Origin of the sequence: Wolbachia endosymbiont (group A) of Volucella inflata (assembly GCF_947250665.1) — a bacterium.
In the GTDB taxonomy this organism is placed as follows: Bacteria; Pseudomonadota; Alphaproteobacteria; order Rickettsiales; family Anaplasmataceae; genus Wolbachia; species Wolbachia pipientis.
In genome coordinates this window covers 789,809-813,271 of sequence record NZ_OX366338.1, presented here as the reverse complement: position 1 = coordinate 813,271, position 23,463 = coordinate 789,809, and the positions used below count along the sequence as shown (strand labels likewise).

The window sequence follows — 23,463 nt, the reverse complement described above, 5'->3', positions numbered from 1 at the left end:
GTGTGGCACAAAGTGCCACGCTATTTTCCAATTTACATTTTCAACAGATAAAAAACGATGCCATTTCAGTGCCAAGCACAGTTATCTAAGTGGAGAAAGTCACCTCTCCCCACTCGACTTCAAAACCGGACTTGTGACTTTCACCACATCCGGCTTCTCTCTAACTTGGTGTTTGTCATACATACTTCTCCATGTAATTAACATTTCAAAGCTTGGTAAATTTGTTTTTATAGCTTAAATACAGCATTCTCTATATTACTAGAGAAGTCGTATTCATTCATACCTAACACTTAATGTTGGCTCATAACATATTAACCACTACTCACAACTTTACCTTCCAAATTACAGTGTCCACGTCAGCATATCCTAAACATTACTTTAGGCCTTGGCTTCTTAGACAATCCCTCATTATAGGTGCATACGGGTGGCTCCCTGCTTAAAGAATAAGAGCATCTATAATGTTACTCCGTTCCATGAAATTGTTTCATGTTAGACTTAGGTTCCAACTTTTTGCCGGGAGATGGGAAACATCTTAATCAGACCAGTCAAGTTCTAATTATCCACTTTCTCCGTACCTTTTGGTCTATGCGTTAACCAACCTTATTTCGCATATCGTTCGTTACGACAATTCAGGCATTGGTTCCTCTCGTAACCATATCTAACTCTGTTTGCAGGGATTCACTATAAGGTTTAGTGTTACCTGCTTTTATCTCATGCTTGCATCCTAGAGGTTGCCACTCTCTAAAATGTGAGACATACATTATCCCCGATGTCTAGGCTCTGTGGACAAAAAATATGAAAAGAGAGAAAAAGATGGTAGTTTAGCCTAATAGGTAAAAAATGGAGAAACTACCATATGCAATATTACATCAAAGAGGAAAATTGGAAACAAATTTTAGAGTTCATAAAAAGCGTAAAAGGAATGCACAGCAAAGATGAAAAACGTTTAAGAATATTCATAGAGGCAGTGTGGTACATAGTGCGAAGTGGTTGCCAATGGAGACTTTTACCAAAAACTTATGGTAATTACAGGAATATACATAAGCGATTTAAAAGATGGTGTGAAAGAGATGTCTGGAAAAAATTGCTTGAATATACTAAACAAGAGCCTGATTTAGAAGTTGCTATAATCGACGGTACGATCATCCGAGGCCATCCATGTTCATCTGGATATACAAAAAACTCCAAGGATCAAGAAGCTTTAGGGAGGAGCAAAGGTGGCTTTACAACTAAAATACATGCGCTTGTCGATGCACTTGGAAATCCACTTAAATTTACTCTGACTCCTGGTCAAAGAAATGAAATTACGCAGGCACAAGTGTTGACCGAAAGTATCTATAACTCTACTGTAGTAGCTGACAAGGGCTACGATAGCAATGCCTTTGTTACAAGTCTTGAAGACAAGGGATGTACAGTAGTTATTCCGCCAAAACGGAATCGAAAAGTGCAAAGGTATTACGATGAGCATATCTACAAAGAACGTCATTTGATTGAGTGTTTTTTTGGTAAAATTAAAAATTTTAGGCGCATTTTTTCCAGATTTGATAAAACTGCTGAGGTTTTTATGGGTTTTCTCAATTTTGTTGGAGCTCTTGTATGGCTTCTCTAAAATTTTGTCCACAGAGCCTAGGGAAGATGGAATTTAACCATCACAAAATCACGACTTTCGGGTCGCACTAACTGTACGAATATTGTAGTTTAGACCACCAGTGGGGTGTCATTCCAGTGCTTGACACTGGAATCCAGCTTTCCATATCAAAAATGTTTATTTTCCAGCTACTTTTATACTTATTAATTAGTGTGCTTTCTTATAATTAAAATTCCTGGATCCCAGTGTCAAGCACTGGGATGACAAGAAAGGGAGCACTGGAATGACATCATTTACTATGTACCATATTGCAATATTCGTACAACTGTGGGAAACATCTATGGATGCCATTCCTATTACCTTATTTCCATTTTTATTTTATTTTCAAAGGAGGCTATTATGTCACTTACCGATATCGCTCACCGTATCAATGAACTCGCTTCATCATGGGAGCAATTTAAATTAATAAATGATCGCAAACTAAAAGAAATTGAAAGCAAAGGGCGTGCTGATTCTGCAACAATTGAGCAGCTATGCAAGCATCGAACAGACGAAATCTGTCAAATCAGAAAGAAACACACAAATTTAAGTTTTTAGTAGTTTTCAAGTATAGTTGTACAGGGAGCGCCTTTGCAGTTATGACCGACATTTTCAATGGTGCCTAAGTGCCCGTATGCAAGGATGGTTTTGGAAGGAACGGTCAAATCATTGATGGAGTCATTTAGACTACCTCGGTTAGGAGATTGTACTATCAACCGTTCCAAGCTGAAGCGTTTCCCTATTACAAATTATATGTAGGAGTTGTAAGTTAAAAACGTGATATAAAAGAGATAAGAGAGAAAGATAACCCTGCTCACTAGGAATAGGGCTATCACGGGCGTGCGCGACCGAAAGGAAATTGGTATTACAACCGTTGGTATCAAGGTACGCTAGCCCTATCTCTCGATACGTTTGAATAGTTGCTTGGGACATATATATGCACCCGTTTACAATCTTAAATTAACTAAAACTATCGAGGTTTATTATGGTTACATCTTATCAAAATTTTATTGGCATTGACATCGGAAAATTTAAAAATGTCGTTGCAATTCACAAACAGAAGAATGCTGTCGAATTTGATAATAATGCTTCTGGTTGGCAACAATTATTTCAAGAGTTTTCAGATATTCTACCTAATGCTTTAGTGACTTTAGAAAATACAGGGAAATATGAGCTTGGCTTATCACATTTTCTTACCGACAAAAATATTGCCGTGCATCGAGCTAATACTCGTAAAGTAAAAAGCTTTATTTTATCTCACGGAACTTTAGCAAAGTCTGATAGATCAGATGCAAGAGCTCTTGCTCAATATGGATTTGAACGCCATAGAACTATCTCTCTATTTGTACCTACCTCTACAGAACAATCAACTTTGGCTGCACTTTGTCAACGTCGTGATGATATTACGCAAATGAGAACTCAAGAAAAATGCAGACTTGAAGCACCGGAAAATGATCATATAAAAGAAAGCTGTCAAAAGACCATTGAGTTTTTCGATAGTCAAATAAACGAACTCAATGATACTATACAAAAGATTATTGATGAAAGCCGCGAATTACAACAACGCCAAAAAATTCTTAAAACAGTTCCTGGAATAGGTAAAAAGTTATCACAAGATTTTTTGTGTTTAATGCCAGAGCTTGGTTACTTAAACAGAAAAGAAGTAGCAAGTCTTGCCGGAGTTGCACCGCATCCAAAAGAAAGTGGTAAAGCTGTTGGTTACCGAAGGATTACAGGTGGTAGAAGTAACGTTCGTTCAAAGCTCTTTACAGCCGCTATGGCTGCTACAAGGTCAAAATCTATACTTGGCGCCTTTTATTCTAAGCTTGTTGAAAGTGGTAAGAAGAAGATGGTGGCTATAACAGCCCTAATGCTTAAAATTATAGTAATTGCTAATACAAGACTTAAAGAAGCAATTAATTTGCATACTTAAAAATCTTCACAACGGTAACTGAAATCGGCTAATGAATATGTGCGTCCACACAGACTTAAAGCACATATTCATTAGGCTCTGTGGACAAAATTTTAGAGAAGCCATACAAGAGCTCCAACAAAATTGAGAAAACCCATAAAAACCTCAGCAGTTTTATCAAATCTGGAAAAAATGCGCCTAAAATTTTTAATTTTACCAAAAAAACACTCAATCAAATGACGTTCTTTGTAGATATGCTCATCGTAATACCTTTGCACTTTTCGATTCCGTTTTGGCGGAATAACTACTGTACATCCCTTGTCTTCAAGACTTGTAACAAAGGCATTGCTATCGTAGCCCTTGTCAGCTACTACAGTAGAGTTATAGATACTTTCGGTCAACACTTGTGCCTGCGTAATTTCATTTCTTTGACCAGGAGTCAGAGTAAATTTAAGTGGATTTCCAAGTGCATCGACAAGCGCATGTATTTTAGTTGTAAAGCCACCTTTGCTCCTCCCTAAAGCTTCTTGATCCTTGGAGTTTTTTGTATATCCAGATGAACATGGATGGCCTCGGATGATCGTACCGTCGATTATAGCAACTTCTAAATCAGGCTCTTGTTTAGTATATTCAAGCAATTTTTTCCAGACATCTCTTTCACACCATCTTTTAAATCGCTTATGTATACTCCTGTAATTACCATAAGTTTTTGGTAAAAGTCTCCATTGGCAACCACTTCGCACTATGTACCACACTGCCTCTATGAATATTCTTAAACGTTTTTCATCTTTGCTGTGCATTCCTTTTACGCTTTTTATGAACTCTAAAATTTGTTTCCAATTTTCCTCTTTGATGTAATATTGCATATGGTAGTTTCTCCATTTTTTACCTATTAGGCTAAACTACCATCTTTTTCTCTCTTTTCATATTTTTTGTCCACAGAGCCTAGTGAATCAAATGTGTATGCAATAGGTGATGTAGCTGGCCCACCATGTTTAGCACATAAAGCGAGCCATGAAGCCGTGATCTGCATTGAAAAGATTGCTGGTAAAAATGCTCATGCGTTAAAAAAAGAATGCATACCAAATTGCACTTATTCTCATCCACAAATAGCGAGCATCGGCCTTACTGAGGAACAGGCAATAAAAGGTGGGTATGATATAAAAATAGGAAAATTTCACTCTAACTTTAATGGTAAGTCTGTTGCACTCAGTGAAACTGAAGGGTTAGTGAAAACGATTATAGATAAAAAAACCGGAGAAATTCTGGGTAGCCACATGATAGGTGCAGAAGTAACGGAGTTAATTAGCAATTTTGCTCTTGCAAAGCAACTAGAAGGAACAGACTTCGACATAAAATCTACGATTTTTCCTCATCCAACCATTTCAGAGATGATACATGAATCAGTGCTTGCTGCAGATGTTAAATAGTTGAACTAACGTTCCATCGTTTTAGAGTTGTCAATGTCTTGAGTAGTAGTTTGATTAGGCACTTTAGTTTCAATAGATTGATTACCACCAGCATCAGAATTCTGTAACTCTTCTTTCAATCCCTTAGCTGCTTCTTTAACTTCAAGCTTTGCCTTTGGATGAAGATCTTCTGGGCCTTTTCCTTTAGTATCCAAACCTTGTTGTAGATTAGTGCTTTTCATTTTATTATGCTGCTCGTGCTCAGGTAGGTCAACGACCGAATTGAAAAGAATTTTTATTATATTTTTTAGCAGTTCTAAAAAACCTCCGCTTCTGCCTTCTCTTTGCTCTTGAGGTTTATTTTTCTCATTAGGTTCTTTTTTACTATTACTTTTAGGCATTTTTAACTCAACTATCATAACGCTTAATAAAATTCTACGTGCAAATTGTTAAATAACAGTTAACAATCTAGGATTTATTATTTACAGATGGATATTATTTTAGCAACAGGTGGCACAGGTGGGCATATCTTTCCGGCCATAGCTTTAGCAAAAGCACTAAAGACACAAGGATACAATTGCATATTATTCACTGATAAAAAAACAAATAAAAATACCGACATAGAAAGCTACACCTTACCATTACGTAGACCAAGCAGCAACAAATTTAAGTTTTTCCTTTTCTTGATATACAGCTCTATGTTAGCACTGTATCAAGTAAGAAAATTAAAACCAAAATCGGTCATTGGTTTTGGTAGCTATGCTTCTTTTCCAACTCTTCTTGCAGCAAGAGTTCTTTCTATACCTATAATTTTACATGAACAAAACACAGTTTTAGGGAGAGTAAATAGATTCTTTTTCAAGAGTGCAAAATTAATTGCAACCAGCTTTCCGGAGACTAAATATGCAGAGGGCAATAAATGTATTTTTACAGGAAATTTTGTTGATATAAAAGCACAGAGCCATTCTAGCACTGAGAAAATCCTAAATATATTGGTCATAGCAGGCAGCCAAGGTGCAAATTTTTTTGATGATATAGTAAGCAGCGTAATTTGTGATTTACCTATTAAAATGAAAAAGAAAATTAGAGTGACGCAGCAATGTACGAAGAAAAATGTAAACAAGGTCAAGAGTCTATACAAAAGTGAAAAGATCGATTGTGAATTGAGTGAATTTTTTGATGATATGGAGAATAGACTGGCCAATGCTCACTTGGTAATTAGCAGAGCAGGAGCAACTTCAATAGCAGAGATCACTCTTGCTAGGCGTTCTGCTATATATATTCCTTACCCTTACTCAAAAGATAATCACCAATTTTATAACGCAAAATATATTGAAGACTCGAGAGCAGCTATAATAGTTGAGCAGAATAGTGAAGCAAAAAAAAATCTAACAGAGGTACTATTTGATCTATTAAATAATTCTCAAAAATTGCGTGATATGACCAATAGTACAGAAAAAACAGGGATAAAGAATGGGACTACTGAGTTTGTTAAGGTGATTGTTCACAGGTTTAGTTGATGGCTGCTTGCTTTTTCTTCAAACACGTCCCAAAGATCCTTTTCTAGCAATATATTATACAATTTATTGATATAAACTACTCCCGTGGGTGAAGTTGTGTTAATTTCGAGCAGGAAGTCATCTATAATATCAATACCAACAAATATTAGCCCTCTTTTCTTTAATTCAGGACCAATTTTGTTACATATTTCATTGTTTCTATCGTTCATTTGAGCGGGCTCAAAACTTGCTCCAAGTCGCATGTTTGTTCTGATCTCTCCACTGATTTTTGGAATTCGTTTCATTACACCAATTGGTTGGCCATAAAGTAGCAATATTCTTTTATCTTTATCTATGTTTTTACAAAATGATTGTGCAATCACAGGGCATTCGTATTTTGCTATCATGAGATCCACTACTACTTGAATACTATTCTCATCTTGTATTCTTATCACATCGTTTCCTCCATAACTATACAATGGCTTCAGAATAATATCTTGATAGTTGTAGTAGAAATCTCTAATCATTGATATATTTTCAGTAATCAAAGTTGGCGGAATTAGCTCTGGAAATAATGAAGTTATCAATTTTTCAGGACAATTTCTTATTTCTGTTGGATTGTTAATTACCAATGCGCCGGTTTTTTCTAAGATATATGTTGTTGTAATATAACGCATATCAAAGGGTGGATCCTGTCTGATAAATATGATGTCCATTTCATTCAAGTTGATTGCTACATCCTCTTTAGAGATAAAACTAAAATCATCAACGCTGACTTTCTGAGCCAGCGCAATTGGATGGTTTAGCTTTAGTGCTAAATTGTTAGGAGCATAGACAAAAACTTCGTGCTTCCTCCTTTGTGCTTCCTTTATTAGCACGAATGTAGTGTCAGTTTCAAAATTTATATTTTCATCCATCTGAAAGGCAACTTTCATTTATGTTCTCTACCTATTGTCACAATTGTACAAATGTTATAATTTGAAAGCGATTTTTGCCTAATGGCGTAACTTACTGTACCTATATCGTACATAACTTACAACTTGTTTTACTCCCTTTACTTTTCTTGCAATTGCTATTACAGCTTTTAATTCCGCTTTATTTTGGGCTATACCCATCAAATAAACAACTCTATCAACCGTATTAACGCTATAATTAATTGACTTAATATTTCTTTTTCCCAGGAGTCTTGTTCTTATTTCCGCTGTTATCATGCCATCTACAGTGGTGTCTAGCATGGAAGCCATTTGAATTGGTATTACTCTTATTTCATTTATCACTTCTTTAATTTCTTTTTGCTGCCAAGCTATTTTTTCTGCTGTAAGTTGTTTTTCAGGAGTGTCAACACTTCCAATGAGCAATACTCTTCCTTCACTTACTTTAACCTTTATGGATGAAAATAGCCCATGTTTTAAGAGCCCCTTATTAATTCTGATGACCATAGTCGTATCATCAATGATATTTCCCAAGGATTTGTCCTGCATTGTTATTGCTGTCGCTGTAGCCACCACACCACCTATTATAAGGGTTGTGCAACCACTTTGTGTAATCAAAAAAATTGCGAGTAAGAAGCTTGTTATTAATCTCATTATTGATTTTCAGGGTTTAGAGCTTTCATTAAGAAATGTTAATAAGCTTTTTTGATTGTGTAAATACCATAAATTAAGTAAGACTTTAAACCTTGAATATTTTTAATGGAATACCTATAATAGGGTACTGAAAATTTCTTGCGGATATGGCGGAATTGGTAGACGTGCCAGGTTTAGGTCCTGGTGAGCTTGCTCGTGGGGGTTCAAGTCCCTCTATCCGCACTTTAAAGTCATGTAACTTAGGTTTTAAGGGAAAATTTATAATCACTAAATACACTTTTGTTTGTATAAAAATCTGTTCTTAAGGATTGTGTTTAACTTAAATTCTGGTAAAATAGCTCTATTAAGATATGAATTAAAATATTAATAAATGAATTATGATGTCTAATAATATACCTCAAAATACAGTCGAAGTAAGTAGCGTATATACCTACAAAGAGCTTAGTATAGATAAACTAAAGTATGAGTATGAAATCACAGTTGGTAGTGATTATATAAAACAAAAGGTAAATTCCAGGTTGCAAGAGATAGCAGAAAATGCAAAATCACCTGGGTTTAGGGCTGGAAAGATGCCCTATGACCTTGTTGTTGCAAATTATAAAAACGAAGCTTTGGAATATGTGATAAATAATACAATTGATTATTGCTCAAGTGATTTGATGAAAAAAATTGAAGTCAAGTCTCACATTTATCCTAAGGTTGATGTTATATCATTACCAGATCTGGGCAAAGAAAATGAGGAGGGCAATTTTGTATACAAGCTATCTTTTGAGTCGATGCCTGAAGTACCAGTGATAGATCTTGACAAAATAAACTTAAAGAAAATTGAAGCAAAGATTGAAGAGGAAGATATAAAAGAATTTATTGATTCTATCAAAACAAAGTTCCCCAATTTTGCCTCTGTTGATGATGCTTCTTATCAAGCGAAAGATGGGGATAAATTGATAATTGATTTTGAAGGGCGGATTAGGAATAAGCTCTTTCAAGGTGGAAGTAGCAAAAATTTTGCCGTTAATTTAGGGTCTGGCACATTTATTAATGGTTTTGAAGATCAATTAACTGGTATGAAAAAGGGAGAAACAAAGAACTTTAAGTTGAAATTTCCTGAAAATTACCAAGCCATTTCCCTTGCAGGACAGGAAGCTGATTTTTCTGTGCGAATTAATGAGATTCAAATTGCCAAAGATTTTGAAAATGATGATGAAATAGCTAAGAGTATTGGGTTTAAAGATTATTCTTTGCTAATAAATCATGCAAAAAAAATGATTGGTGATCAGTGCACCGAAATGAGAAATCTCTTAATTAAAAAGGAGCTGTTTGATTATTTGGATGCTAATTATAGTTTTGATTTACCCACAGACATAGTAAAACAGGAGCAACAAAGAATGGAAGGAGAATTGGGTGCTCAAAATGATTCTCGTAAAGAAGCTGAAAAACGTGTAAAGCTTGCTATGTTATTTATGAAATTTAGTGCAGAACATAAAATATCATTAACTCAAAATGATGTTTTGAGTGTTATTGTAAATCAATATGTCAGTAAAGATGTGCAATTTGACAGAGTACTTAAGCATTTTGAATCAAATAAACAATTTCAAGAATTAGTTAGAGGGCAAGCGCTTGAGTATAAAGTGACAGATTATATAATAGAAAAAGTTAGTAAAGAAGAGCAGATTGTTTCTGTGAAAGAATTAAAGGAATTATTTGATAATATTTAATAGGAAAAGGTATGACTCTTATACCAGTTGTAGTTGAACAAACTAGTCGCGGTGAGCGCGCTTATGACATATATTCAAGACTAGTGAAAGAAAGAATAATTTTTGTAACAGGTCCTATTGAAGACAATATGGCCAGTGTAATAGTAGCACAGCTTTTATTTTTAGAATCGGAAAATCCCGATAAAGACATTTGTATGTACATCAACTCACCAGGTGGTGTTGTAACTGCTGGTTTGTCGATTTACGATACAATGCAATATATAAACCCAGACGTTTCAACTTTATGTATAGGTCAAGCTGCGTCTATGGGTTCTTTATTGCTTGCAGCTGGTACAAAAGGTAAGCGCTACTCTCTACCTCATTCAAGAATTATGATACATCAGCCATCTGGTGGTTATCATGGTCAAGCAACTGATATAGAAATACATGCTAATGAAATTTTGCGGGTTAAGAAAAAACTAAATCAAATTTATGAAAAACATACTGGAAATTCACTGAAGAAAATTGAAGGAATGATGGAAAGAGATAAATTCATGGATCCTGAAGAAGCAAGGAAAATTGGCTTAATTGACAGGGTGATAGCTGAGCGTACAGATATTGAAATTGAAAATATTAAAGTTAAACAAAAGGTGGGTTAATGGATAACAATAATGATTTACACTACTGTTCTTTTTGCAACAAGGCGCAAGATGAAGTAGATAAATTGATTACTAACTCTTCGGATGGTTTAAAGGTGTTTATTTGTAATGAGTGCATAGAATTATCCCATAAAGCAATAAGTCAAAAGAAAGATAGATCTTTTAATTCAGATCGTATATCTGATATGAAGCTATTACTAAAGAAACCTGAGGATATAAAAAACTTTCTCAGCAAGCATGTTGTAGGTCAAGAACACGCGCAACACGTTTTATCTGTAGCTATGTATAACCATTGTCAATCCATGGTACAATTTCATGCTATAAGTGATATTGAAATCGAGAAGTCAAATATAATGCTTATTGGTCCCACTGGTTCTGGTAAGACTTTGCTAGCCAAAACACTTGCTAAAGTTTCAGATGTGCCATTTGCTATGGCTGATGCGACAACTTTAACTGAGGCAGGTTATGTGGGTGATGATGTAGAAAGCGTGTTGTCGCGTTTATTACAAGCTGCAAATTATGACGTTGCAAAAGCACAGCGTGGTATAGTGTTTATAGATGAAATAGACAAGATCACAAGAAAATCTGAAAGCACTTCAATAACCCGTGACGTTTCAGGTGAAGGGGTCCAGCAAGCTCTGCTTAAGATTATGGAGGGTACAGTTGCTTATGTTCCGCCACAAGGAGGGCGAAAACACCCACAACAAGAGTTTATACAAGTGGATACTAGTAACATACTGTTTATTTGTGGAGGAGCTTTTGAAGGCCTCGATAAAATTATTGAAGCGAGAAAAAAGGGAACGTCAGTTGGCTTTGGAGCAGATATAAGTCAGTCTAAAGAGCAAAAGAAAAAGAATGCTTTACATGATGTTCAACCTGAAGATTTAATCAAATTCGGTTTAATACCCGAATTTGTAGGGCGGGTTCCAATAACTGCTGTTTTAGATGAGCTGGATCATGAAGATTTAATACATGTGTTGACAGAGCCAAGGAATGCACTAATAAAACAGTACAAAGCATTGCTTGCGTTTAGCAAAGTAAACCTTGAGTTTTCAGATGAAGCAATATCAGCTATTGCTAAAAAGGCTATAAGCTACAAAACAGGTGCAAGAATGTTACGTGCTATCTTGGAGTCACTTTTGCTTGACATTATGTATACATCTGGAAACGGAGGCTTTGAAGGTAGCACTATAGTAATCACTAAGAAAATGGTAGAATTAGGAAAAGCAACGGTTAATCATAATAACAATGGCAATGTTATAACGGTTAATGATTAATTTGAGGCATATATTATGAACATTGAACGTGCTGTAAGCTCTAGTTTTACTGCATTGCCAGTATTACCTTTAAGAGATGTAGTAATTTTTCCAAATATAATGGTGCCTTTATTCATAGGCAGAGAAAAATCTGTTAATGCACTAGAGTATGCAATAAGTAGTAGTAATCACCAAAATGAGATTTTTCTTGTAGCACAGAAAGATGGCTCTGTTGATAATCCAGAGCCTGAAGATCTTTATGAAGTAGGTGTGTTAGCAAGCATTGTACAACCATTAATAAAATTACCTGACAATGCAGTAAAAGTTATAATCCGGGGGATAAGAAGGGGAAGAGTTGTAGAATATATTAGCTCTCATACTTTATTACAAGCCAGGGTAGAGTTAGACAATCATTATAAAGAAGATGAAGACAATATTGATTTAGAAGCTTTAAGGCGGTCTGTTGTAGACGCGTTCGATAGCTGGTGTAAGCTAAACAAGAAAAATCAACCCGAGGTTGCCATTAACTCCATTGATCAAATCAAAGAAGTTGATCAACTTGTAGACACGGTAGCTTCACATTTAAATATAAAAGTATCAGATAAACAAAGTATACTTGAGGCTTATGACCCAGAAGAGCGTTTAAAAAAAGCTTTTGCTTTTATTGAGAGAGAAATGAGTATTTTGAACGCACAAAACCGTTTATATAAGACAATTAAATCGCAAGTTGAAAGCACTCAGAAAGTTTACTACCTTAACGAGCAATTGAAAGCTATACAGAAAGAATTAGGCGAATTTGAGAATGGTGATGAAGGGAATATACTCAATGAATTTGAAAAAAAGATAAATGAAACAAAGCTTTCTCAGGAAGCAAGAGAGAAAGCTATAACTGATTTGAAGAGATACAAGAAAATGAATCCCATTTCTCCTGAAGCTACAGTTATATCTAGTTACTTGCATTGGTTGCTTGAGTTGCCATGGGGAAAGTACAAAGATGCAAAAATTAACTTAAATGCAGCTAAGAAAATCTTAGATGAAAATCATTATGGCATAGAGAAAGTAAAAGATAGAATAATAGAATTTTTAGCGGTATTAAAAAGAGTAAAAGAGATAAAAGGTCCTATACTTTGCTTAGTTGGACCGCCAGGTGTTGGTAAAACTTCTTTAGCTAAGTCTATGGCAAGAGCAGTAGGAAGAGATTTTGTTCGCATAGCTCTTGGTGGTGTGCGTGATGAGTCTGAGATACGAGGGCATAGGAAAACTTATATTGGCTCAATGCCTGGTAAAATCATTCAACACATGAAAAAAGCTAATTCATGCAACCCGCTTTTTCTGCTTGATGAAATAGATAAGATGGGTTCTGATTCGCGTGGCGATCCTGCATCTGCATTACTTGAGGTTTTAGATACTGAGCACAATAAACACTTTACGGATCATTACTTGGAAGTTGAGTTTGATCTTTCAAGTGTAATGTTTGTAGCTACGGCAAACAGCTTAAATTTACCACATCCTTTGCGTGATAGGATGGAAATTATACAATTGTCCGGGTATACTGAAGATGAAAAAATCAGTATTGCTACACACCACCTTATTCCGAAGTTAAAGAAGGAGCATGGTTTGTATCAGAAGGAATGGGACATAACTAATGAGGCGTTATACGAGTTGATACGTTTATATACACGTGAAAGTGGTGTGCGGAGTATGGAAAGGGAGCTTGCAAAGCTCATGAGAAAGGCAGTTAAAGAAATATTGACTGATAAAAATAAGAAAATATCCGTAGGGGTTGACAATTTACAAGATTATTTAGGGGTACGTAAATATACCTTTGGCATTGCGGAAAATGAGAGTTTAGTAGGAATAGTAACTGGGCTCGCCTATACTGAAACAGGTGGTGATATTTTGATGATAGAATCAGTCCTAATTCCGGGCAAGGGAGAAATAAAATACACAGGAAAGCTTGGAGAGGTTATGCAAGAATCTATAAAAGCTGCGTATAGTTATATTCGATCAAATTGTTTATTTTTTGGTATAAAGCCCGAAAAATTCCAAAATAATGATATACATTTGCATGTACCTGAGGGTGCTGTACCAAAAGATGGCCCTTCTGCTGGCGGCGCGGTATGTACGTCTATTGTTTCTCTTATGACGAATATACCAGTTAACAAAAATGTTGCTATGACAGGCGAAGTGACATTGCGTGGTAGAGTTTTAGCTATTGGGGGCTTAAGAGAAAAATTGCTTGCAGCGCTCAGAGGATCAATCAAAACTGTGATTATACCAAGTGAAAATGAGAAAGATATGCAAGAGATTCCGGCAAGCATCAAAGAGGGGATCAACGTAGTTTTTGCTAAGAATATTGATGAAGTTATGAAAGTTGCTTTAATGCACCCTACTACTCCAATTGATGGTGATGATAATCAAAATAGTGTGCCTTCCTCTATAGAAAATAAAGATGATACTTTTCCTATGTCGGAAACATTGAAGCATTAGATTAAGAAGATATTATACAATCTCCATTTCTCTTTTGTCCGGCAAAAACCCACCAACTTGTGCATCCCACAGGGTTTTATACATTTCATTTTTATCAAGAAGCTCTTGATGAGTGCCATCTTCTAAGATCTTGCCTTGATCAAACACTAAAATGCGATCCATATGCAAAAGTGTAGACAGGCAGTGGGCTATTACTATTGTAGTTTTACCTTGCATTAACTCCCATAGAGATTCTTGAATATTACTTTCAGTCACAGAATCAAGTTGTGAAGTTGCTTCATCCAGAATTAATATAGGAGCATCTTTTAAAATAGCTCTTGCGATTGCAATACGCTGCCTCTGTCCTCCTGAAAGTTTTACACCTCTTTCTCCAACGAGTGACTCATAACCTTGGGGTAATTTTGAAATAAACTCATGAGCATGTGCTTTTTTTGCCGCTTCAATTACTTCATCATCGCTAGCATCTGTTTTTCCATAGCGAATATTTTCCATCAAAGTCCTATGAAAAGACGATAACAACTATATTATAATAGTCCTTTTCATGGAAACCTTTTCTGGTAGATTGCTTTCTAGAAAAACATTGGTCAAGGTGCTAACTGTGGTTTATAATAATATAAATTATATCATAGTTGATTTGCATTTATCAGAGCTGAGGTATGTTTTATCTTACAAATTTTTTGCCTATTTTACTGTTCCTATTTCTTTTTGTAGGGAGTGGTATATATTTTACTGTTCTTGGCGTGTCAAATGCTTTTTATCAGTTATCTCCACTGGTAGCCATTGTTCCTGCCATAGCTCTGGGTTGGGTTTTATACAAGGGCAATACTGAAGAAAAAATGTATGCCTTTCTAGATGGGGTAAGAGATCGTAATATTATCACTATGTGCATCATTTTTTTACTTGCAGGTGCATTCAGTGAAGTAACTAAAGCAATCGGTAGTGCTGATGCAACAGTTAATTTGGCTCTTTCATTTATACCAACACAATTTTTACTCATAGGATTATTTTTTGTAGCAGCTTTCATCTCCACTGCTATTGGTACATCGATGGGTACCATTGCAACAATTGCTCCTATTGCAGTTGAACTGACACAAGCTGGGATTTCTCCTTCCTTAGGAGTTGCAACTGTTGTAGGAGGAGCAATGTTTGGCGACAATTTATCTATTATCTCTGATACTACAATTGCATCTGTGATGTCTCAAAAGGCTGATATAAAGAAAAAATTAAAACTGAATGCAAAAGTGGCACTAATTGCTTCTATATTCACAATAATTATATTATTTTATAGCTCAAGCAATAGTGCTGCTATTTCAGTTAAGGAGTATTCTTTATTGCTTGTGGCTCCTTACATCATACTTATATTGCTTGCAAACTTTGGAATCAATGTATTTACGGCATTGGTTTTAAGCATAACTTTTGCTGGAATTATTGGATTTATAAATAACAACAATCATGGTTTATTGTTTTTAAGCCAAAACATCACCAAAGGGTTTATGAGTATGCATGAAATTATGCTACTGTCATTGATGGTTGGCGGACTTTCAGGACTAGTAGGTAAAAATTCTAAGGAGCTTGCAGATAAACTTTCATCTTGGGTTATGATACAACGTGGTGGACAAAAAACTGCGCAATTATTTATTGCAAAAATAGTCAGCATATTTGATATTTTACTTGCAAATAACACCATCGCTATAATTTTTAGTGGTGAAATTGCTAGAGATATTGCTAAGAAATATGAAATACCGCCTCACTATAGTGCAGCATGGCTAGGCATATTTTCTTGTGTATTTCAAGGATTAATACCGTATGGCGCTCAATTGCTTTTGGCTAGCACTATTGCTGGAGTTTCACCTTTGGCAGTCATGCTACACGTATACTATTGCTATGTTTTAGGTATTATTGCAGTGTTATATATTGTATTGAACAAAATTGAGAAAAAAGATTGTGCTTAACATACAAGACAATGCTCTACTTTGTAAAAGATGGATATTCCTAGCAGTATGTGCTCTTGCTTGCTCTGGTTTACTGTCAATAATTGTTATTTTTCTACGATTGCCTTTTATCTCCTCTCTTGTTCCTTCTGCACAATATATTTTTGATAATGCGCTGGTGATACACGTGAACTTGTCAATTTTAGTGTGGATGTGCTCTATAATATCTCTGCTCTTTATCATAAACCTACAAAATACCAATAGTTGGTTTAACTTTTCATGGGTTCTATCAACCCTTTCGATGCTGCTCATGTTTATATCCGCATTCGTTCCAAATACTGAAGTTATCAAAAGTAACTATATTCCCGTATTACAAAACAAATTATTTTTACTTGGACTCAGTTTATTTATTGCCAGTATATTAGTAAATACAATGCTAGCATACACATCAAAAAAAGAGGTTTCATTTCTCTCTGTTGGGCAAATTGGGCTAGTTATTATACTTGTATCGTCATTTCTTTGCTTTGTTTTAGCATATAATAATATGCCTCCAGGTCTATATCACTCAGATAATAATTTATTTTACGAATATCTCTTTTGGGGAGGCGGACATTTATTGCAGTTTGCTTTTACTCAAGGAATGTTTTTAGTCTATTTAATGATCAGTGATGTTAGTTTAATTTCAAACAGTAAAATTACTATTTTACCACTATTTATAAACACGATTTTAGCTGTAGGCGCACCGTTTGTATATTTTGTTTATCCAGTTGATAGTGCCAAGTTAATACAGTTTTTTACTTGGCATATGAGGATTGCTGGAGCAGTTTTGCCGTGCTTTTTGATAATATTAGTGTGCTACAACATCAGAACTTTTATTAATGATAAAAGCAACTATTTATTACATTCATTTTTGTTGTTCACTTATGGAGATGTGCTCGGAGTGTTGACTATTGAAGGAATTGTAAGTTAAAAACGTGATATAAAAGAGATAAGAGAGAAAGATAACCCTGCTCACTAGGTGTACAGTCCCAGAGTGTGATGGTATGATAAAATATGAGAAAAAAATACCATCAAAGGAGGAGTTATGGGACAAATATTACATGGGTGCGCCAAAACAACACAGACGATTCGTAGAGCAATACAAAATAGAAAAGAGAGCATAGCAAAACTCTCCAAGCATTATAACCTTAATCCAAAAACTATTATTAAGTGGAGAAAACGTTCATTTACGAAAGATGCTGATATGGGTCCAAAGCGTCCAAGATCGACTGTTTTAACGCTAGAAGAGGAAGCTATAATAGTTACATTTCGCAAGTATACACTACTGCCACTAGATGATTGCCTTTACGCTCTGCAGTCTACAATTCCGCATTTGACTCGCTCTAGCTTGCATCGTTGTTTACAAAGACACAACATTAGCAGATTACCAACTGTTGATGGAGAAGTTAAGTCAAAAAAGAAATTCAAACAATATCCTATCGGTTACTTTCATATTGATATTGCTGAAGTTAGAACTGAGGAGGGCAAATTACATTTGTTTGTTGCTATTGATAGGACATCCAAATTTACCTATGTTGAGTTGCGTAACAGTGCTACAAAACCCATAGCTGCTGAGTTCTTACGTAATTTGATTAGAATTTTACCGTATAAAATCCATACTATTTTGACAGATAACGGTATACAATTTACAAACCAGAAGCGTCATAAGTATGCTTTCCAACATATATTTGATAGAGTTTGCGAAGAGAATGTTATTGAACATCGTTTGACAAAAGTTAGCCATCCTTGGACGAATGGGCAAGTCGAGCGTATGAATAAAACTTTAAAGGATGCTACAGTTAAGAAGTATTACTATCAATCGCACCAGCAACTTAAAGAACACCTTTATAACTTTGTTATGGCTTATAATTATGCAAAGAGACTCAAAACTCTTAAGGGTCTTACTCCTTATGAATTTATATGTTATCAGTGGACACAGTCTCCAGAATTATTTATACTAAATCCACACCATCACACTCTGGGACCATACACCTAGGAATAGGGCTATCACGGGCGTGCGCGACCGAAAGGAAATTGGTATTACAACCGTTGGTATCAAGGTACGCTAGCCCTATCTCTCGATACGTTTGAATAGTTGCTTGGGACATATATATGCACCCGTTTACAATCTTAAATTAACTAAAACTATCGAGGTTTATTATGGTTACATCTTATCAAAATTTTATTGGCATTGACATCGGAAAATTTAAAAATGTCGTTGCAATTCACAAACAGAAGAATGCTGTCGAATTTGATAATAATGCTTCTGGTTGGCAACAATTATTTCAAGAGTTTTCAGATATTCTACCTAATGCTTTAGTGACTTTAGAAAATACAGGGAAATATGAGCTTGGCTTATCACATTTTCTTACCGACAAAAATATTGCCGTGCATCGAGCTAATACTCGTAAAGTAAAAAGCTTTATTTTATCTCACGGAACTTTAGCAAAGTCTGATAGATCAGATGCAAGAGCTCTTGCTCAATATGGATTTGAACGCCATAGAACTATCTCTCTATTTGTACCTACCTCTACAGAACAATCAACTTTGGCTGCACTTTGTCAACGTCGTGATGATATTACGCAAATGAGAACTCAAGAAAAATGCAGACTTGAAGCACCGGAAAATGATCATATAAAAGAAAGCTGTCAAAAGACCATTGAGTTTTTCGATAGTCAAATAAACGAACTCAATGATACTATACAAAAGATTATTGATGAAAGCCGCGAATTACAACAACGCCAAAAAATTCTTAAAACAGTTCCTGGAATAGGTAAAAAGTTATCACAAGATTTTTTGTGTTTAATGCCAGAGCTTGGTTACTTAAACAGAAAAGAAGTAGCAAGTCTTGCCGGAGTTGCACCGCATCCAAAAGAAAGTGGTAAAGCTGTTGGTTACCGAAGGATTACAGGTGGTAGAAGTAACGTTCGTTCAAAGCTCTTTACAGCCGCTATGGCTGCTACAAGGTCAAAATCTATACTTGGCGCCTTTTATTCTAAGCTTGTTGAAAGTGGTAAGAAGAAGATGGTGGCTATAACAGCCCTAATGCTTAAAATTATAGTAATTGCTAATACAAGACTTAAAGAAGCAATTAATTTGCATACTTAAAAATCTTCACAACGGTAACTGAAATCGGCTAATGAATATGTGCGTCCACACAGACTTAAAGCACATATTCATTAGCTTAAGCAGAAATTGCTGTGGTAGCTGTTTGATATAAAATTCTATTTCTATGACAAACGGGTTTTTATTGCCCATATAATTTGCAAAATTACACAAATAAAAAAATTTTTAAAAAACATAGTTGATGTCACGATTCCTGCTCATTACCATGGTTCTGTAGTTGGGATCACTATAGCTTTTATGAATTTCATTTATTGGCTGTTACCCAAATTAAACTTTAAAGAGGTAAAAAACTCCATGGTAAGATTACAGATTTATGCCTACAGTATAGGGCATTTTCTCCATATTACTGGCCTTGTTTGGCTTGGTGGGTATAGTGCTTTAAGGAAGGTTGCAGATCTGCCAAGCATTTCGTCAATGTTAGCACGCACGTGCTTCATTATAGGTGGCGCTATATCAGTTGTTGGTGGAATGTTGTTCGTAATAATTGTGCTTTTACATCTGTTAAAAGGTAAAGCGCGTACCAACTGACCCATAGAAACGAAAAACTTGCTTGACACCCTCCGCCAGCCCCTTTATCATGAAACTGAAGCTATTTATTTATCTTCGCAATCTGTGCAGGTTAATGACAAAAAACTTAGGGTATTTGGCGTCTCATGTTTAATTTTTCGCACTACGTGCATCGCATGTCTTTAAAAATTTTTAGGTTTTTACCTATATAAGCCGAAACGCGCTGTTTAAGACAGCAAAAAACGTCAAATTGACAAGGGAGAATTTGAATGCTAGCTACTACGGGGTTTTTTTGCCTTTTTTCCTGCTTAGTAAATTTCTTAAACGCTTGCGGTGTAGGTTAGTTGCAAGTTAAAAGCAGCTAAATCGCTCTTAATCAAGCGTTTTAGAATAAAAAAAACGCCGATATTTTAGTACATAGTAAATAGCCAACCACCACGGGGCTTCTTTTGCCTTTTTTTTTATTTGGTAAATTTCTTAATATTTATGGCTAAACGACAATCGTCATCCCGCTACTTGTTAGCGGGATCTAGGCTCTGTGGACAAAAAATATGAAAAGAGAGAAAAAGATGGTAGTTTAGCCTAATAGGTAAAAAATGGAGAAACTACCATATGCAATATTACATCAAAGAGGAAAATTGGAAACAAATTTTAGAGTTCATAAAAAGCGTAAAAGGAATGCACAGCAAAAATGAAAAACGTTTAAGAATATTCATAGAGGCAGTGTGGTACATAGTGCGAAGTGGTTGCCAATGGAGACTTTTACCAAAAACTTATGGTAATTACAGGAGTATACATAAGCGATTTAAAAGATGGTGTGAAAGAGATGTCTGGAAAAAATTGCTTGAATATACTAAACAAGAGCCTGATTTAGAAGTTGCTATAATCGACGGTACGATCATCCGAGGCCATCCATGTTCATCTGGATATACAAAAAACTCCAAGGATCAAGAAGCTTTAGGGAGGAGCAAAGGTGGCTTTACAACTAAAATACATGCGCTTGTCGATGCACTTGGAAATCCACTTAAATTTACTCTGACTCCTGGTCAAAGAAATGAAATTACGCAGGCACAAGTGTTGACCGAAAGTATCTATAACTCTACTGTAGTAGCTGACAAGGGCTACGATAGCAATGCCTTTGTTACAAGTCTTGAAGACAAGGGATGTACAGTAGTTATTCCGCCAAAACGGAATCGAAAAGTGCAAAGGTATTACGATGAGCATATCTACAAAGAACGTCATTTGATTGAGTGTTTTTTTGGTAAAATTAAAAATTTTAGGCGCATTTTTTCCAGATTTGATAAAACTGCTGAGGTTTTTATGGGTTTTCTCAATTTTGTTGGAGCTCTTGTATGGCTTCTCTAAAATTTTGTCCACAGAGCCTAGAGATACCGCGGCGGTATGAGTAGGACTGCTGTCATTCCAGTGCTCCTTTTTTTGTCATCCGAGTAGCTGACACTGTCCTCCTTTGTCATCCCAGTGCCCAGACACTGGGATCCAGCATTTCACGCAATCCCATCAAGAACGTTGTATTTTACATAACACTTTTATGCTTACCAACTTAATAAAATTCCTGGATCCCAGTGTCAAGCACTGGGATGACAAAAAAAGGAGCACTGGGATGACAGGAGAGGGAGGCTACTTGGATGACATCATAGGGGCACTGGAATGACACCATTCTTTTTCCTGGATCCGAATAGTCAAGGCACTGGAACGACAAAGTGGAGTGTCTGCTTCTGTCATCCTATGATAGCTAAAAAGACCTGGTCACGCGCTGGAATGACACCGAAGGGGCTACTGCCCTCTTGGATGGAGACCAGTGTCAGCTACTTAGATGATACCTTTTTTCTACTTAGTTTAGGTTATGCAGAAGTCTAATACAATTATAGAACAAGCTTAAAAATTCTGGTAAAGTAGTTTTATTTACAAAGAAAGAATATGCTACTTGAAATTGAAAAGCGCAGCATAACAAATGCATTGTGGAAGTTGCAAGAAGCAGATCAAAGGCAAATCTTAACTCTTACACAGAGATTTGAGTTACCAGAAATATTAGCAAGAATATTGGTTACTCGTGGTGTTAACATAGAAAATGCAAGCGACTTCTTATATCCACTAATCAGATCGCTATTACCAGATCCCTTTCACCTTCTTGATATGGATAAAGCTGTTTCTCGTATAATACGGGCAATAAAAAATAATGAAAACCTTGCAATATTTGGTGACTATGATGTTGATGGTGCAACGTCGTCAGCATTGATTAACAGGTACCTGAGAGCAATCGATATACACTCTATAATCTACATTCCAGATCGTGTTGATGAGGGCTATGGATTAAACACAGATGCTTTATTACAACTTAAAAAGAATGGAATTGATTTATGTATTTCCGTTGATTGTGGTACGCTTGCATATCAACCAATAGAAGATGCAAAGGCTTTTAGTCTTGATATTATAGTTGTTGACCATCACCTTGGTACGGAAAAATTACCAAGCGCCGTAGCAGTTGTGAATCCAAACCGCCTTGATGAGAGCTCTCCTTATAATAACCTAGCAGCAGTTGGAGTGTCATTTCTGCTAATTGTTGCTCTTAATAAAAGCCTACGTGAGCAAGGATTTTTTACCAACAAAAAAGAACCAGATTTATTTGATCTATTGGATTTGGTTGCCCTGGGAACTGTCTGTGATGTTATGCAGATCACAGGCCTCAATAGAGCACTTGTCTCACAAGGATTAAAAGTTATGTCAACAAGAAAAAACGTTGGCTTGCGTGTTTTATTTGATGCTTTGGGAATCCTTGAAAAACCAAGTGTTTCTCGATTAGGGTTTAGTATTGGGCCATGCATAAATGCTGGAGGAAGAATTGGAGAAGCATCGCTTGGTGCAAGGTTGCTTTCCACCGATGATGATGAAGAGGCACATTCAATCGCGCTAAAATTAATAGATTTGAATAATGCAAGAAAAGTGTTAGAAAATGAGGCTCTCTTGGAAGCTACAGCACAAGCGGAAAAGTCTGCCCAATCAGGTGCGAATTTTATAATGATAAGTGGCAATTGGCACCAGGGAATAATTGGTATAATTGCATCAAGGCTAAAGGAGCAGTTTCACTTGCCAACAGTAGTGATATCTTTAAATAATGGAATAGGAAAAGCAAGCTGTAGATCAATTTTGGGAGTTGATATCGGTGCTGCAGTCCTTTCCGCAAAGTTTATAAATTTGATTATTGAAGGTGGTGGCCATAGTATGGCGGCAGGATTTTCAATTAAAGAAGACAAAATAAATGATTTGCATGATTTTTTTACTGAAAGATTTTCAAACTCTATAAATGAGAAAACTTTAAAAGCTGATAGTATAGTAACTGCTAAAGCAATAAATTTGTCTTTATGGAATCAATTGCAACGCTTGGGACCATTTGGAGTTGGAAATCCTGAACCAAGGTTTATTATCCAAGGAGCAAAGATAAGAAAGCCTGAAGTTATAGGAGTTGACCATATAAAATGTTTTATTGCTGATGATAATGTTATGGTAAGAGCTATTGCATTTCGTTCTGCAAATACTCATCTTGGCTCTGCTATCATGCAGGGTAATGTTAAAGCTATTTTGGGTAAAATCTCTATGAATTACTGGAATGGCAATGAATTTGTACAATTTTTAATAGAAGATGTATTGACCATTAGTTGAGTGTATCTGTTCAGCAGAGTGGCAAAATAGGTAGACAAGATAAACCAAAA

Annotated in this window: 16 protein-coding genes, 1 tRNA gene and 5 pseudogenes; 17 read left to right on the top strand and 5 right to left on the bottom strand. The window is 35.7% G+C overall.

Annotation, left to right across the window (positions count from 1 at the left end; translation table 11 throughout):
- Positions 1 to 856 precede the first annotated feature (856 nt).
- From OOK85_RS04060 to OOK85_RS04050, 3 genes and pseudogenes are all read left to right on the top strand, one after another.
- Entirely contained in the window at positions 857 to 1,609 is a 753-nt protein-coding gene (locus OOK85_RS04060; RefSeq protein WP_264702253.1) for an IS5 family transposase, read from the top strand.
- A gap of 378 nt (positions 1,610 to 1,987) precedes the next feature.
- Positions 1,988 to 2,128 (top strand): annotated as a pseudogene (locus OOK85_RS04055) (phage major capsid protein); the annotation flags it as partial.
- Between the two features lie 484 nt (positions 2,129 to 2,612).
- A complete protein-coding gene (locus OOK85_RS04050; protein ID WP_264702207.1) occupies positions 2,613 to 3,560 on the top strand; it encodes an IS110 family RNA-guided transposase in 948 nt (315 codons plus the stop codon).
- A gap of 92 nt (positions 3,561 to 3,652) precedes the next feature.
- Here the strand turns inward: OOK85_RS04050 and OOK85_RS04045 are convergent, their stop codons facing one another.
- Positions 3,653 to 4,405, bottom strand: coding sequence for an IS5 family transposase (locus tag OOK85_RS04045; protein ID WP_264702164.1), 753 nt, complete (start codon positions 4,403 to 4,405; stop codon positions 3,653 to 3,655).
- 75 nt (positions 4,406 to 4,480) lie between these two features.
- Between OOK85_RS04045 and OOK85_RS04040 the strand changes: the two are divergent.
- Positions 4,481 to 4,969 (top strand): annotated as a pseudogene (locus tag OOK85_RS04040) (dihydrolipoyl dehydrogenase); the annotation flags it as partial.
- Between the two features lie 5 nt (positions 4,970 to 4,974).
- Here the strand turns inward: OOK85_RS04040 and OOK85_RS04035 are convergent.
- Complete coding sequence (locus OOK85_RS04035) at positions 4,975 to 5,367, bottom strand: hypothetical protein (RefSeq protein WP_006279962.1); 393 nt, start codon at positions 5,365 to 5,367, stop codon at positions 4,975 to 4,977.
- Positions 5,368 to 5,436: 69 nt separating this feature from the next.
- On the opposite strand from OOK85_RS04035, the gene murG reads away from it, so the two are divergent.
- Complete coding sequence (murG, locus tag OOK85_RS04030; RefSeq protein WP_264702222.1) at positions 5,437 to 6,468, top strand: undecaprenyldiphospho-muramoylpentapeptide beta-N-acetylglucosaminyltransferase; 1,032 nt, start codon at positions 5,437 to 5,439, stop codon at positions 6,466 to 6,468.
- On the opposite strand, the gene gshB is transcribed toward murG, so the two are convergent.
- A complete protein-coding gene (gene gshB / locus OOK85_RS04025; protein WP_264702220.1) occupies positions 6,453 to 7,382 on the bottom strand; it encodes a glutathione synthase in 930 nt (309 codons plus the stop codon). The two genes, murG and gshB, sit on opposite strands and share 16 nt — an antisense overlap.
- A 60-nt stretch (positions 7,383 to 7,442) precedes the next feature.
- Positions 7,443 to 8,033: a BON domain-containing protein gene (locus OOK85_RS04020; RefSeq protein ID WP_236514819.1), complete on the bottom strand. Its 591-nt coding sequence runs from the start codon at positions 8,031 to 8,033 to the stop codon at positions 7,443 to 7,445.
- Positions 8,034 to 8,173: 140 nt separating this feature from the next.
- Here OOK85_RS04020 and OOK85_RS04015 point away from each other — a divergent pair.
- The 5 genes from OOK85_RS04015 to lon all read left to right on the top strand — a co-directional run bounded on the left by OOK85_RS04015 (position 8,174) and on the right by lon (position 14,132).
- Positions 8,174 to 8,255 (top strand) — tRNA-Leu (locus tag OOK85_RS04015).
- 158 nt (positions 8,256 to 8,413) lie between these two features.
- Positions 8,414 to 9,748, top strand: a complete 1,335-nt coding sequence (tig, locus tag OOK85_RS04010) for a trigger factor (RefSeq protein ID WP_264704176.1) — start codon at positions 8,414 to 8,416, stop codon at positions 9,746 to 9,748.
- Positions 9,749 to 9,759: 11 nt separating this feature from the next.
- Entirely contained in the window at positions 9,760 to 10,386 is a 627-nt protein-coding gene (gene clpP, locus OOK85_RS04005) for an ATP-dependent Clp endopeptidase proteolytic subunit ClpP (RefSeq protein ID WP_264702217.1), read from the top strand.
- Positions 10,386 to 11,663 (top strand): ATP-dependent Clp protease ATP-binding subunit ClpX, encoded by a 1,278-nt coding sequence (clpX, locus tag OOK85_RS04000; RefSeq protein ID WP_174515832.1) that lies wholly within the window; start codon positions 10,386 to 10,388, stop codon positions 11,661 to 11,663. Before clpP ends, clpX begins: the two co-directional genes overlap by 1 nt.
- A 15-nt stretch (positions 11,664 to 11,678) precedes the next feature.
- Positions 11,679 to 14,132, top strand: coding sequence for an endopeptidase La (gene lon, locus OOK85_RS03995; protein WP_264702212.1), 2,454 nt, complete (start codon positions 11,679 to 11,681; stop codon positions 14,130 to 14,132).
- Between the two features lie 12 nt (positions 14,133 to 14,144).
- Here the strand turns inward: lon and OOK85_RS03990 are convergent.
- A pseudogene (locus tag OOK85_RS03990) lies at positions 14,145 to 14,639 on the bottom strand (ABC transporter ATP-binding protein); the annotation flags it as partial.
- Positions 14,640 to 14,788: 149 nt separating this feature from the next.
- Between OOK85_RS03990 and OOK85_RS03985 the strand changes: the two are divergent.
- The 7 genes and pseudogenes from OOK85_RS03985 (at position 14,789) to recJ (ending at position 23,413) form a co-directional block, all read left to right on the top strand.
- A complete protein-coding gene (locus OOK85_RS03985; protein WP_264702210.1) occupies positions 14,789 to 16,084 on the top strand; it encodes a Na+/H+ antiporter NhaC family protein in 1,296 nt (431 codons plus the stop codon).
- Positions 16,077 to 17,030: pseudogene (locus OOK85_RS03980) on the top strand (cbb3-type cytochrome c oxidase subunit I); the annotation flags it as partial. The gene OOK85_RS03985 and the pseudogene OOK85_RS03980, both read left to right, overlap by 8 nt.
- A 117-nt stretch (positions 17,031 to 17,147) precedes the next feature.
- Entirely contained in the window at positions 17,148 to 18,098 is a 951-nt protein-coding gene (locus tag OOK85_RS03975) for an IS481 family transposase (protein ID WP_264702189.1), read from the top strand.
- A 164-nt stretch (positions 18,099 to 18,262) separates the two neighbouring features.
- Entirely contained in the window at positions 18,263 to 19,210 is a 948-nt protein-coding gene (locus OOK85_RS03970; protein WP_264702207.1) for an IS110 family RNA-guided transposase, read from the top strand.
- Positions 19,211 to 19,408: 198 nt separating this feature from the next.
- A pseudogene (locus OOK85_RS03965) lies at positions 19,409 to 19,756 on the top strand (cbb3-type cytochrome c oxidase subunit I); the annotation flags it as partial.
- 591 nt (positions 19,757 to 20,347) lie between these two features.
- Positions 20,348 to 21,100 carry an IS5 family transposase gene (locus OOK85_RS03960; protein WP_264702205.1) on the top strand — a complete coding sequence of 251 codons (753 nt, stop codon included), beginning with the start codon at positions 20,348 to 20,350 and terminating at the stop codon, positions 21,098 to 21,100.
- 573 nt (positions 21,101 to 21,673) lie between these two features.
- Complete coding sequence (gene recJ / locus OOK85_RS03955; protein ID WP_264702203.1) at positions 21,674 to 23,413, top strand: single-stranded-DNA-specific exonuclease RecJ; 1,740 nt, start codon at positions 21,674 to 21,676, stop codon at positions 23,411 to 23,413.
- The last annotated feature ends 50 nt before the right edge of the window (positions 23,414 to 23,463 follow it).

What these genes read in the sequence shown, in the direction of transcription:
- OOK85_RS04060 (WP_264702253.1), top strand. Translation starts at nt 857, where the DNA reads ATGCAATATTACATCAAAGAGGAAAATTGGAAACAAATTTTAGAGTTC.
- OOK85_RS04050 (WP_264702207.1), top strand. Translation starts at nt 2,613, where the DNA reads ATGGTTACATCTTATCAAAATTTTATTGGCATTGACATCGGAAAATTT.
- OOK85_RS04045 (WP_264702164.1), bottom strand. Translation starts at nt 4,405, where the DNA reads ATGCAATATTACATCAAAGAGGAAAATTGGAAACAAATTTTAGAGTTC.
- OOK85_RS04035 (WP_006279962.1), bottom strand. Translation starts at nt 5,367, where the DNA reads ATGATAGTTGAGTTAAAAATGCCTAAAAGTAATAGTAAAAAAGAACCT.
- murG (WP_264702222.1), top strand. Translation starts at nt 5,437, where the DNA reads ATGGATATTATTTTAGCAACAGGTGGCACAGGTGGGCATATCTTTCCG.
- gshB (WP_264702220.1), bottom strand. Translation starts at nt 7,382, where the DNA reads ATGAAAGTTGCCTTTCAGATGGATGAAAATATAAATTTTGAAACTGAC.
- OOK85_RS04020 (WP_236514819.1), bottom strand. Translation starts at nt 8,033, where the DNA reads ATGAGATTAATAACAAGCTTCTTACTCGCAATTTTTTTGATTACACAA.
- tig (WP_264704176.1), top strand. Translation starts at nt 8,414, where the DNA reads ATGTCTAATAATATACCTCAAAATACAGTCGAAGTAAGTAGCGTATAT.
- clpP (WP_264702217.1), top strand. Translation starts at nt 9,760, where the DNA reads ATGACTCTTATACCAGTTGTAGTTGAACAAACTAGTCGCGGTGAGCGC.
- clpX (WP_174515832.1), top strand. Translation starts at nt 10,386, where the DNA reads ATGGATAACAATAATGATTTACACTACTGTTCTTTTTGCAACAAGGCG.
- lon (WP_264702212.1), top strand. Translation starts at nt 11,679, where the DNA reads ATGAACATTGAACGTGCTGTAAGCTCTAGTTTTACTGCATTGCCAGTA.
- OOK85_RS03985 (WP_264702210.1), top strand. Translation starts at nt 14,789, where the DNA reads ATGTTTTATCTTACAAATTTTTTGCCTATTTTACTGTTCCTATTTCTT.
- OOK85_RS03975 (WP_264702189.1), top strand. Translation starts at nt 17,148, where the DNA reads ATGGGACAAATATTACATGGGTGCGCCAAAACAACACAGACGATTCGT.
- OOK85_RS03970 (WP_264702207.1), top strand. Translation starts at nt 18,263, where the DNA reads ATGGTTACATCTTATCAAAATTTTATTGGCATTGACATCGGAAAATTT.
- OOK85_RS03960 (WP_264702205.1), top strand. Translation starts at nt 20,348, where the DNA reads ATGCAATATTACATCAAAGAGGAAAATTGGAAACAAATTTTAGAGTTC.
- recJ (WP_264702203.1), top strand. Translation starts at nt 21,674, where the DNA reads ATGCTACTTGAAATTGAAAAGCGCAGCATAACAAATGCATTGTGGAAG.